Genomic DNA, 11,395 nt, shown 5'->3' with positions numbered 1-11,395 from the left:
AAATTCTCAGGGGCACGTCAGCGGGCATAGTCGATGCGCCAGCGGGGACGAAGACAACGGACGAGCCAGTCGTCGGCCGCCGAGCACGCCACGGTCAATCCGCAGTGGGTCCAAGCGACGCATTCCAGGGCGCCGGACGGGTCTCTGATAAAGGCTGCCGGTTGGTCCTTGGGGCCAAAGAGAACTCCTGCATACCGTCCCCACACGCGGGCGACGAGCTTTCGCTCGAAAGCCCACTGATCTTGTGGGTCAACGTAGGGGAGACGGGGTGACCGGCGATCAAATACATCCCCAATGAGCACCCAACCTCCAATGTCCACACGCTTTGGCGGACAGGGGCCGCGGACACCTAGCCAAGCGTGGGCATTGATCGGAGTGACAACATATCCCTCTGCCGATGCTCTGGCCCGCAGATCGGTGAAGAGCCTTGAGGCTCGGGGGTCGTTGGGCGCGCGGCAGATCAGCAGATAATCGCCCATCCTCAAGACCGCATGATTGGTGTGTAGCGGCGCACGCGGGCTAGCCTGTCGCCGACGACGAGATCGCCGATCTGAAGCCAGCAATGCGCATTGAAGGGCCAGGTCCGTACGCCGAATACCCAATCTGCACGGACGCCTCGCGCGGCGAGCACGTGCCGGAGCTGAAACGAACGCTGGAGACATTCGCCTTCGCCCGGAACCCATGTGCGCGAGATCCGTGTCGCACCCACCAGCCGGGAAAGCTTCTCTTCGCTATACCGCTGAAGCCCATCGGCCTGCTCAAACGCAAGCAGTTGCCTTAACGACTTCCGTTGAAATCTCACGGCAGCGATAGCCCAACTGAAGCCGGTCGAAAGAACTTCAGATGCCGACATTCGTGCTGGAAGTGGCAGTTCTCTCGTTGCTGCAATTGGAGAGGAAGGAAGTCGCGGCGGTCTATCTGGTTTGATCAGGCCAGCGAGTTGAAGCTCAGTGGCGAGATCGGGGTCGGTAATTCGAAGCGCGCCTTGAGGAGCGAAGTGAACTTCTGCTCCACCCCCTATAAGACACTGGTAGGCGTCGCTCTCGACATCAAGAATGACCACGTCGTCATCCACACGGCTCATGAAGACGCCAGGCGCACACCACAGGAGTTGGGTCATAGACGTCGCCGAAACGAACGGCGGGCGGCTGTCACCAGCCGCCCGCCTTCGCTCAGCCCTCGGAAGGGTAGCGGCCGATCTTCACGCCGGCCTCTTCGAACATGGTGCCGAGCCCGTCACGCGTGAGCGTCTTCGCATTGCCGAAGGTGACGAGGCGCAGAGTGGTCTTCTTCATCTCAGTCTCTCCATCAAGTGTTCGCCACGAGTGTGGCGAACACAGTCAGCGCCCGGATGGCGAAGTCTCAAAACTATATTCGAAATATATTTCTATCGGCCGGGAGCGGGGCGGACTTGCGCGAGGTCGGTGACGCCGTTCTCGAGCCAGCGTGTGGCGGCCTGCTGCCGGTCGCTCTCGGCCAGCAAGGCGTCGTACATGGCGCAGACCGCGAGGATGATGGGCCGCGCCTCGAGCCCGGCGATGTCGTCGCCGAGCAAGGCGTTGAAGCGCTGGCCCCCGATGGTCAGGGCGGTGACCAGCTTATTGTCTGCGCATCGCAGCGCCAACTCAGGCGAACCGACCGCGACCGCCATGACGATGGCGTGAGGGTCGCTTCGCGTGGCCGCCGCGAAACGGTGAATGTAGTCGAGGTTCAGGCTGCGACCGCCCGCCTCAAAACGATCGTAGGTTCGCAGCGCCATCTGCATGCCTTGGGCCACGACCGCGCGCGTCATGCGGCGGTGACGGCGCACCAATTTCAGCGCCTGGGAGAGAACATCGCTATCGCGCTGCGGCTGCATTCGTCTGGACGTCAAAGCTTGCTCCCTCCGTTAGCTGATGATTTTCGGTTCGCCGACTTATCGGCGATCACCTCTCCGTTTCAAATCGATTCCCGCCACATAGCGGCGGCCCCAACGCCGATATGCGGCGAGTCTGCATCCGGACACCACGCAACTTGTTGGCGAGCGGTTACATGCCGCGTGCGTCGGGCGCGCGGGAGCCGGAGACTGTCATGGCGAAAAGTCGCGACCCCTTCTTCAAGGCCCTCGACAACATTCGGGAGCGAGCGCGGGCCGGCGGCTATGCGCCGGGTCAGTCGATCGTCATCGTCGAGGAGGCGCGTCGTCTCGACCTGTCGACCACGCCGGTTCGGGAAGCGCTGGCCTGGCTCTGCGGGGAGGGCTTGATCGAGCGGGGACCGGCGGGCGGGTTTCTGGCGGCCCGTCTGGACGCCGGCGCGGTGCGGGATCGCTACGATCTGCGCCTGGCCTATCTGTCGGCTGCGCTCGACCTGACCGCGGGGTTGCCCGGCTACGGGCGATCGCCCGCGCGCGACGGCGCCGCCGTGACCGACCTGCAGGACTTGTTCGAGAGCCTGGTGCGCCGGACTGGGAACGGCGCCCTGCTTGACGCCTATCACCGCGTCGATGGCCAGCTGACCCCGTTCCGGAGCGCGGAGCGCCGGATTTTCGCAGACCTCGACGCCGAAGCGGACGATCTTCTTGAGCTGGCGGCGACGCGGGCCAATGGCGAACTCCGCGAAGGCCTGCGGGCGTATCATTATCGTCGCGGCCGCTCCGCGGCGCTCCTGTCGATGGACGTCGCGGGTCATCCGGGCGGGGAGGGCGGGGAGGACGAGGGGCCATGATCCTTCGGCTGATCCTGCTCGGGGCGGGGTTGGCGGCCGGCCTGCAGCTGGCCACGCAGACCTTCGCCTGGACCTATCGCCACGATCCCGTGCTGGGCGACGGCTGGACGGTGTCGGAAGAGGTTCGCATCTATCCGCCGTGGCGCATCCTCAGCTGGCGCAGGCAGTTCGGCGGGGCCGAACCGGAGGCCTTCTCGTCCAGCGCCTTCTTGATCCTGTTGGGGGTGATGGGCGGGCTAGGTGCCGGCATGCTCACGCAGGGCGATGGACCGCGCCGACGTATCCGCGGATGGGGCGGCTTGGCCGAGGCCCGCGCCGCCGGGCTGCTCGCCGGCGCGGGGTGCGCCCTCGGAGAGCTGAAGGGGCGGCTCCTCGCCACCGTCGATATGCGGCCGACCCTGGTGACGGGCGGCACGCGGTCGGGAAAAGGCAGGGGCCATGTCACGCCGACGCTGCTGCTGTGGAGCGAGAGCGTGCTGGTCCACGATCCCAAGCGGGAGCTCTGGCGCGAGACGGCCGGCTGGCGGTCGGGCTTCTCCCACGCGCTCTATTTCGACCCGCGCGATCCTGCATCCGCGCGCTGGAATCCCCTCGCGGAAATCCAACCCGGCCCGGGAGAACTGGCCCAGGTCCAGCGGCTGGTTTCGATCCTCGCCGATCCCGGAGGGGTCCGGGATGACGAGGCCATCTGGGACAAGGCGGCCTCCGAAATCCTGGAGGCGGTAATCCTGCATGTCCTCTACACGGCCGAGGATGCCGACAAGACGCTGCTGAAGGTGCGCGAACTGCTCGCCGACCTCGACGACACGGCCGAGGTGATGGTCAAGGCGCTGCACCGGTCGGGTCCGAACCGCGAGCCTGAAACCCATCCCTTCATCCGAACGGCGGTGCGGGGCTATGCCGCCATGCACGATCGATTCCGGACATCGGTCCAGGGCACGGCCCGATCCTATCTGAAGTGGCTCGCGGGCGACGACGTCGAGCGCGCGCTCTCGGCCTCGGACTTCAACCTGGGCGACCTGATGTGCGCTGAGGCACCGGTCTCGCTCTACATTCAAGTCGCGCCGGCGGACGCGGCGGCGCTTCGGCCGCTGGTGCGGCTCCTGTTCTACGCCGCTGCCCAGGCCCTCACCGTGGACGAGGCCCGGGATGCGGCGGGACGGCCGAAGCAGCGCCGGCTCTTGATGCTGATGGACGAGTTTCCCCTGCTGGGGCGCGTCAGCTTCTTCGAGAAATCCCTGCGGCTACTGAGCGGCTATGGGGTGAAGGTGATGTTCGTCGCCCAGTCGCTGAACGACATCATCGAGACGTACGACGCCAACAACACGATCCTCGATAACTGCGCCATCTACACAGCCTTTTCGGCGCTGGATCCGCTGACCCAGGACAAGGTCTCCAAACTCACCGGCACGATCGGCGAGATGCGTGAAAGCCGCAGCGCGCCCGCCGGCCTGGCGGCGGGACGCAGCACCGTGTCCCGGTCCCAGATCGACCGTCCGTTGCTCGAACCCGGCGAGGTGCGCGCTCTGCCCGAAGACGTTCAGCTGATCTTCGCGGCGGGCCAACGCCCTCTGCGCACCCGCAAGCTCCAATATGATCGCCGCCGCCCCTTCCGGGAGAGAGCCGCTCTGCCGCCGCCCGACCAGGCCGCGGGCGTTGACGCGCCGACGCCCGCGCCCCATCCGTGGGCCGGCCGCCGCAGCCTCGGCGTGGACGCCGAAGCCGCCCTTCCCCTGTTCAAGGAGATCGTGGCGGCGATGGACGACAAGAAGGTCGCCGCGCGCGCCGCGGACATCTATGGCCGCGTAGCCCAGGAGATGGCGGCGCAGGACGCCGTCCTCGATCATCTGAAAGGGCAGGGCGATGGTTAGGCGCGCGCCGGTGCAGACCTGCCGCGTTCAGGTCTATCTCAGCGATCCCAAAATCATCGCCGGTATCAGCCGCGAAGCGCGGTCCGGCCGGGTCTCGATCAGTCAGGCCGCCGGACACGCCATCGCGCGGGGCCTTCAGGGGAACCCGCGGGCCGACCCCGACGACAGGCTCCTGGCGCTCGAGCAATCCCTCAAGGGCCATATGCGGTCCACTCGACAGGACATGCAGATCATTCAGGAGTTGGTGGTGGAGGTCGCTCGGGCGCTGTTCGTCCGGCTCCCGGATGGCGTCGGCGACCAGGATCCCACGGTGCAGGCCGCCGTCGACCGCCGCATCGAGCGGATGCTCGACGACACCGCGGCGCGGATCGTCTCGGGCCGGGCCGAGCACGACCCACACGGCCGGGAGGCTGAGGAGCGATCGTTCGGGGCGGCGAACTGACATGACGGCTCATCCCCTGATCGCGGAACGCAAGCTGGAGGCGCTGCGTCACGCCCTGGGCGAGGTGGTGCTAGCGGCGCTGATCGACCCGGAGGTGGTGGAAATCCTCGCCAACCCCGACGGCCGGATCGTCCTGGATCGCGCCGGCCGAGGCCGCGCCGACACCGGGGCGCGTCTGTCGGTGGAAGGGCGCGAACGCGCCATTCGTCTGATCGCCGACTATGTCGGTGAAGTGGTCACCCGGGACGATCCGCGCCTGTCGGGGGTGCTGCCCGCCACCGGCGAACGGTTCCAGGGCTTGCTTCCGCCGGTGTCGCCGGCGCCGGCCTTCTCCATCCGCAAGCGCCCGTCGGTGATCTGGACCCTCGGGGATTATGTGCGTGACGGCGTCATGACGGCCCGGCAGGCCGATGTCCTCGCCCAGGCCGCCCGCGAGCGGCGCAACATCCTCATCTCCGGCGGCACGGGGTCGGGGAAGACCACCTTGGCCAACGCCATCCTGGCCGAGCCGGCCTTCGCCGACGACCGGGTGTTTCTCATCGAAGACACCGCCGAGCTGCAATGCTCGGCCTGGGACACGGTGTCGGTCCTGACGCGCCGGGCCCCCGTAGCCATCGGCGTCGCCGATCTGGTCCGCGACGCCTTGCGGATGCGTCCGGACCGGATCGTCGTGGGGGAGATGCGCGACGGCGCGGCCGCCCTCGAAACGCTGAAGAGCTGGAACACGGGTCATCCGGGCGGCCTCTCGACCCTTCACGCCAACTCCGCCGAGGAGGCGCTGCGCCGGATCGAGGATCTGGCCCTCGAGATCGCCGCGGCGCCGCCGCGTCGCACCATCGGCCAGGCGGTGGACGTTATCGCTCATATCCGTCGCTCGACGGCGGGGCGGCGGCTTGAATCCGTGATCGCGGTGAACGGCGCGTCGGACGCGGGCTACGCGGTCGAAGGCCTGGCCTGACGACGCCGCGAATGGCGTCGCAAATGCCGACTCCAGAAAAGCGAGGATAATTCAAGGCATTGTGTGACGACTTGTCTCAAGTCAAACCAAGTCGTCGCGGCATCAACACTGTAAGTCGATCCAAGTTACTATTCAAGTCGATCTGAGTTACAGTGTAGTCGTCTTCAAGTCGTGAATTATTTGCGTATTTTACTGTTGACAGTAGCGGGATAGTTTTGCTTGCAATGAGTCGAAGCGCGGTGAAACGCGCTGAACACAAGGAAAGCAAATCATGCGACGGAGACTTGGGCGCCGCCTGTTCGGCGCGACGATGATGCTTGGCCTGGCGGTCGCCGGACCGGCGCTGGCCGGCGGGTCGGGCATGCCTTGGGAAGGCCCGCTCCAGCAGGTGGTCCAGTCGATCACCGGACCCGTGGTCCAGGCGGCGGCCGTCGTCGCCGTGGTGATCTTCGGCGCCGGTATCGCCATGAGCGAGAACGGCTCCTCGATGCGCCGGGGGCTGGGGATCATGTTCGGCCTCTCGATCGCGTTCGCCGCCTCCACCTTCTTCCTGGACTTCTTCGGCTTCGCCGGAGGGGTGGAGTTCGCCTGATGGCGTCGCGGTCCGAAGACCGGCCCGAGGGTTGGGACCTGCCCGTGGCCCAGGCGCTGGCGGAGCCGGTCCTGATGGCCGGCATGCCGCGGGACTACGCCATCGCCATGGGCACCATCGCCGTCGTGCTGGGTCTGGCGCTGCGCATCTGGTGGCTCGGTCTTCTGTGGTGGGCGGTCGCCCACGCCATCGGCCTCTGGGCCGCGCGGTCGGATCGGCGCTTCTTCGACGTTCTGCGGCGCCATCTGGCCCTGCCGGGCCATCTGGACGGGTGAGGGGCGATGCGGTTTCTCGACGAATACCGGCGCCGGCCCGCAGCCCTCGCGGACCACCTGCCCTGGGCGGCCCTCGTCGCCCCCGGCGTCGTCCTGAACAAGGACGGCTCCTTCCTGGCGGGCTTCCGCTTCCGCGGGCCGGACCTGGAATCCTCCACCGAGGAGGAGTTGATGGCGGTCCGCGCGCGCCTGAACAACGCCCTGCGCCGGCTGGGGACCGGCTGGTGCCTTCACGTCGAGGCGCACCGCCGGGCCGCAGCGCCCTATCCGCAAAGCGACTTCGACCTCGGCGTCGCCTGGCTGCTCGACGAGGAACGCCGCAGCCGGTTCGAAACCGCCGATCCGGCCTTCGAGACCGACCACCGGCTGGCGCTGACCTGGCTGCCGCCCGCCGATGAGACCCGACGCCTTGAGCGCTGGCTGTTCGACGGTCTGGCCAGGAGCGGCGCCGACTGGCGGGTGGCGCTCGACGCCTTCACCCGGGAGGCACACGCGGTGTTCGACCTGCTGTCGGACGGCCTAACGGAGATCCGCCAGCTCGACGACGCCGGTCTTCTCTCCTGGCTCCATGACTGCGTGTCCCCCCGGTCCTTCGAGGTCCGCCCGCCGGAGACGCCGATGTTCCTGGACGGCTGGCTGGCGGACGCGGACCTGACCGGGGGAATTGCGCCCAGGCTCGGCGATCGGTGGCTCAAGGTGGTCTCGGTGCGCGGGCTGCCGTCCGTGACCCGGCCGGGTCTGCTCGACGCCCTGGGCGCCCTCCCGTTCGACTACCGCTGGACCGCGCGCTGGATCGGGCTCGACAAGCCCGAGGCCGAGCGCGAGATCGTCAAACTGCGCAAGCGCTGGTTCGCCAAGCGCAAGGGCGTCGGCGTGCTGCTGCGCGAGGCCATCACCAAGGAGGAGGTGCCGCTCCTCGACACCGACGCCGCGTCCAAGACCGAAGAGTGCGACGGCGCGCTCGCCGCGCTGGGCGCGGAAAGCTGCGCCTTTGGCTATCTGACGCTGACGGTCTCCGTCCTCGATGCGACCGAGGAGGGCGCGACGGCCAAGGCCCGCGCGATCGAGGCCGCGCTCAACGCGCAGGGTCTGATGGCGCGCATCGAAGACCTCAACGCCGTGGAGGCCTGGCTCGGATCGATGCCGGGCGAACCCTATGCGGACATCCGCCGGCCGCTGGTGTCCACCCTCAACCTGGCCGACCTGCTGCCGATCTCGGCGGTGTGGGCGGGGCCGTCGGAAGACGCCTGCCTCGACGGCCCACCCTTGGCCACGGCGCGCACAACCGGATCGACGCCGTTCCGCCTCGCGCTTCATGTCGGCGACGTCGGTCATGCGATGGTCGTGGGACCGACCGGCTCGGGAAAGTCCGCGCTGTTGGCCTTCCTCGCCCTGCAATGGTTCCGGTATCCGGACGCGCGCGTGGTCTTTTTCGACAAGGGCCGCTCCGCGCGGGCGGCCACGCTAGCGGCCGGCGGGCGCTGGCGCGCGATGGAGCCGGGCGCGGGGCTCTCGCTGCAGCCGCTGGCGGGGATCGATCGCGATGATGCGCGCGCCTGGGCCTCGGAATGGCTCGCCGAGACGGTGCGGCTGGCCGGGCTGGAGCCCACCCCGCGGGTGCGCGAGGAAATCTGGGCGGCCCTCGCGGCCCTGGCCGAGGCGCCGGTGTCTCAACGGACCCTGACGGTGTTCTGCGCCCTGGTGCAGGATCGCGCCGTCGCCGCCGCCCTCGAACCCCTCACCCTGAAGGGACCGCACGGCGCCTTGCTGGACGGGGAGGGGGCGGCGCTGGGAACCAGCCGGTTCGACACCTTCGAGCTCGAGACGCTGATGGCCACGCCGTCAGCGGTGGCCCCGGTGCTCTCGGCCCTGTTCCGCGAGCTGGAGCAGGGGTTCGACGGCCGGCCGACCCTGCTGATCCTGGACGAAGCCTGGCTGTTCCTGGGCGAGACGGCCTTCGCGGCGAAGATCCGGGAGTGGCTGAAGACCCTGCGCAAGAAGCGGGTGGCGGTGATGTTCGCCACCCAGAGCCTCGACGACGTGGCCGCCTCCGCCATCGCCGCCAGCCTGATCGAGAGCTGCCCGACCCAGGTGTTCCTGCCGAACCCGCGCGCGATGGAGCCGTCTTCGGCCGCGCTCTACCGGGGCTTCGGATTGAACCGGCGCCAGCTGGAGCTGATCGCCTTCGCCCCGCCCAAGCGGTCCTACTACTGGCGGCAGCCTCGGGGCCGTCGGCTGTTCGACCTGCGCCTGACGGGCGTGGCCCTGGCTCTGTGCGGCGCCGGGACGCCCGAGGACCAGACCCTCATCGACGACGTCCTGGCCCGATCCGGCGAGGCCGCCTTCGCCCGCGAATTCCTCAAAGCCAAGGGAGTGCAGAATGTGGATTCCGTTTTCGACGCCTTCGACCCGCCGCTCGCGGCGGAATAGGGCGACCGGCCTGGCCGTCGCTGGTCTCCTCGCCCTGGCGGCGCCGGTTTCGGCCGGCGCCCAGCAGGTGGTGTTCGACCCCCGCAATCACCTGGAGAACGCGCTGCAGGCCGCCCGCCAGCTGGAGAGCCTCGCCAACGAGGCCCGCAGCCTCGCCGCCTCGCCCTACAGCCATCTGGCGGGCAGCAGCCAGTCGCTGCGGGATATGGCCGAGCTGGCGCGCACGGCGCGCGGGCTGGCGACCTCGGTCAGCGGTCTGGAGCGCCAGTTCGAGACCTACTATCCCGACGATCTGGCCGGCGCGGACGCCCTGCGCCTGCTGGAGCAGAGCGGGGCGCGCACCGCGAACGCCCGGCGCACCGCCGAGGATCTGGCGCGGACGGCGGCGGAACTGGAACGGCTGGGCGGGACCCGCGACGCCCGGGTGGCCGGTGCGCTCGGCGCCAGCCAGTCGGCTGCGGGACAGACCGCGGCCGTGCAGTCGACCAATCAGCTGCTCGCGGTTCTGGCCGAGGACCTGGCGGCCCTGCGGACCCTGGTGCTGGCCCAGTCGCGGCTGATGGCGGAGGCCACGGCGCGGGAGGCGGCCGACCGCGCCTCCGGCGACGCGGCCCGCCGCCAGCGCTGGGCCGGCTCGGGCGAAGTCCCCGTCGCGCCGTCCTTCGATCCGTTCGCCCGCGCCCGGGACTGATCGTCATGGCCCCGGTCAGCATGGACACGCCCAACGACCTGATGGTGGTGTTCTCGAACACCGTCTCGGCGGGCTTCGACGCCCTGTCCGGCGCCGTCAACGGCGTGTTCGGCCTGTTGATCGTGCTGGTCGTGGCCCTCACCGGAATCCAGTGGGCGCTCTCCTCCAACCGGGAGGTGCTGGCCGCCGGCTTCGGCAAGGTGCTGCTCATCGGCGTCTTCGCCTGGCTGATCAACGACTGGCAGGCCTTGTCGGAGACTATCTACGCCGGCTTCCTGGAGCTGGGGCTCGTCGCCGGAGGCGGCTCGCTTTCGCGGGCCGAGTTCCTCAACCCGGGTGCCGTGCTCCAGCAGGGGTGGGAGATCGTCAAGGCCCTGGGCGAGACCCCGGCGCCGGTGGACAATCCCCTGGACGTGGTCGGCAACATGGCGGACGCCCTCATCCTGGGCCTGGCCATGATCGGCATCCTGCTGGCCTTCGCCCTTCTCGCGCTGCAGATCATCGTCTCCCTGCTGGAATTCAAGATCGTCACCCTGGGCGGCTTCATCCTCCTGCCGTTCGGCATCTGGTCGAAGTCCGCCTTCCTGGCCGAGAGGCCGCTCGGCTACGTCGTCTCCTCCGGCCTCAAGGTCCTGGCGCTCGCCATCGTAGTGTCGGGGGCGCGGACGGTGTTCGATCAACTCCAGCCCTCGGCCAACCCGGACATCTACGAGGCCCTCACCATCCTCGTCGCCTCAATGCTCCTGGCGATGCTGGCGATGTTCATCCCGAACCTCGCGTCCGCGCTCGTCACCGGCGGGCCGGCCCTAGGGGCGGGCGGCGCTCTGACCGGCGCGCTCGCCGTGGGCGGCGCCGGAGCCCTGGGCGCGGCCGGGATCGCGGGCGCCGGCGCCCTGATCGGCGGAGGCGCGGCGCGGCTTGCGGGGCCGGCGCGCGCCGCCGCCGGGGCGACCGGCGGACGGGCGCCGCCGTCGTCGCCACCGTTCGGGCCGAATCCGGGCGGCGGCGGCCCGTCGACGCCGCCGGCCTCGAACGACAACGGGTCGATGCGCCCCAGCGCCGGCGCGGTCCGTCCGGCGGGTTCGGCGTCATCGTCCGGTCCGGGGGTCGCGGAGCCGGCCCGGGCGTGGTCCCATCATCCTGGCGCCGCCGAGACCGAGACCGGCTCCGACAAGGCGGAGCCGGGCGATGGAGCCGTGGGCGCCGGGGCCAGCCGGCCCGCCTCCGTCCGCGATGCGGAGGCCCGGGCCGCCCGCTCGGGCTTTCACCGCGCCGTCGCCGCGTCGGGATCGACGCCCGGGCGTCCCCGCCCGCCGGGCAGGGCGGCCGCCCTCCAGGCCTTCTTCGTCGCCAACGCCGGACGAACCCTGATGCCCGCGGGCGAGACCAGCGGCGTCCTGTCCCCCAACCTCCGCACAGAGGAGACCTGA

The 11,395-nt window shown here is 69.2% G+C and carries 12 protein-coding genes; 9 read left to right on the top strand and 3 right to left on the bottom strand.

Going from position 1 to position 11,395, the window contains the following annotated elements; all coding sequences use genetic code 11:
• Positions 1-481 precede the first annotated feature (481 nt).
• The 3 genes from VH88_RS15795 to VH88_RS15450 form a co-directional block, all read right to left on the bottom strand.
• Positions 482-1,120 (bottom strand): lasso peptide biosynthesis B2 protein, encoded by a 639-nt coding sequence (locus tag VH88_RS15795; RefSeq protein WP_082064514.1) that lies wholly within the window; start codon positions 1,118-1,120, stop codon positions 482-484.
• Between the two features lie 52 nt (positions 1,121-1,172).
• Positions 1,173-1,295 carry a hypothetical protein gene (locus VH88_RS16630; RefSeq protein ID WP_255360441.1) on the bottom strand — a complete coding sequence of 41 codons (123 nt, stop codon included), beginning with the start codon at positions 1,293-1,295 and terminating at the stop codon, positions 1,173-1,175.
• Between the two features lie 92 nt (positions 1,296-1,387).
• The gene (locus VH88_RS15450; protein ID WP_156146852.1) at positions 1,388-1,810 is read right to left on the bottom strand and encodes an XRE family transcriptional regulator; all 423 of its coding nucleotides are present in this window, start codon (positions 1,808-1,810) and stop codon (positions 1,388-1,390) included.
• Positions 1,811-2,070: 260 nt separating this feature from the next.
• On the opposite strand from VH88_RS15450, the gene VH88_RS13875 reads away from it, so the two are divergent.
• From VH88_RS13875 to trbL, 9 genes are all read left to right on the top strand, one after another.
• On the top strand, positions 2,071-2,706 hold the full coding sequence (locus VH88_RS13875) for a GntR family transcriptional regulator (protein WP_156146851.1): 636 nt from the start codon (positions 2,071-2,073) through the stop codon (positions 2,704-2,706).
• On the top strand, positions 2,703-4,577 hold the full coding sequence (locus tag VH88_RS13870) for a type IV secretory system conjugative DNA transfer family protein (RefSeq protein ID WP_082064512.1): 1,875 nt from the start codon (positions 2,703-2,705) through the stop codon (positions 4,575-4,577). Before VH88_RS13875 ends, VH88_RS13870 begins: the two co-directional genes overlap by 4 nt.
• Before the next feature lie 10 nt (positions 4,578-4,587).
• Positions 4,588-5,019, top strand: coding sequence for a hypothetical protein (locus VH88_RS13865; protein ID WP_231576695.1), 432 nt, complete (start codon positions 4,588-4,590; stop codon positions 5,017-5,019).
• Between the two features lies 1 nt (position 5,020).
• Complete coding sequence (gene trbB / locus VH88_RS13860; RefSeq protein ID WP_045811759.1) at positions 5,021-5,977, top strand: P-type conjugative transfer ATPase TrbB; 957 nt, start codon at positions 5,021-5,023, stop codon at positions 5,975-5,977.
• Positions 5,978-6,248: 271 nt separating this feature from the next.
• Complete coding sequence (locus VH88_RS13855; RefSeq protein ID WP_045811758.1) at positions 6,249-6,569, top strand: TrbC/VirB2 family protein; 321 nt, start codon at positions 6,249-6,251, stop codon at positions 6,567-6,569.
• Positions 6,569-6,844, top strand: coding sequence for a VirB3 family type IV secretion system protein (locus VH88_RS13850; protein ID WP_045811757.1), 276 nt, complete (start codon positions 6,569-6,571; stop codon positions 6,842-6,844). The genes VH88_RS13855 and VH88_RS13850 overlap by 1 nt, the downstream gene beginning before the upstream one ends.
• Positions 6,845-6,850: 6 nt before the next feature.
• Positions 6,851-9,274, top strand: coding sequence for a conjugal transfer protein TrbE (trbE, locus tag VH88_RS13845; RefSeq protein WP_045811756.1), 2,424 nt, complete (start codon positions 6,851-6,853; stop codon positions 9,272-9,274).
• On the top strand, positions 9,225-9,965 hold the full coding sequence (locus VH88_RS13840; protein ID WP_045811755.1) for a conjugal transfer protein TrbJ: 741 nt from the start codon (positions 9,225-9,227) through the stop codon (positions 9,963-9,965). The genes trbE and VH88_RS13840 overlap by 50 nt, the downstream gene beginning before the upstream one ends.
• 5 nt (positions 9,966-9,970) lie before the next feature.
• Entirely contained in the window at positions 9,971-11,395 is a 1,425-nt protein-coding gene (gene trbL, locus VH88_RS13835; RefSeq protein WP_231576694.1) for a P-type conjugative transfer protein TrbL, read from the top strand.

This window comes from Brevundimonas sp. KM4 (assembly GCF_000964075.1).
GTDB classification, from domain to species: domain Bacteria; phylum Pseudomonadota; class Alphaproteobacteria; order Caulobacterales; family Caulobacteraceae; genus Brevundimonas; species Brevundimonas huaxiensis.
This window is presented reverse-complemented; position numbering and strand designations above follow the sequence as displayed.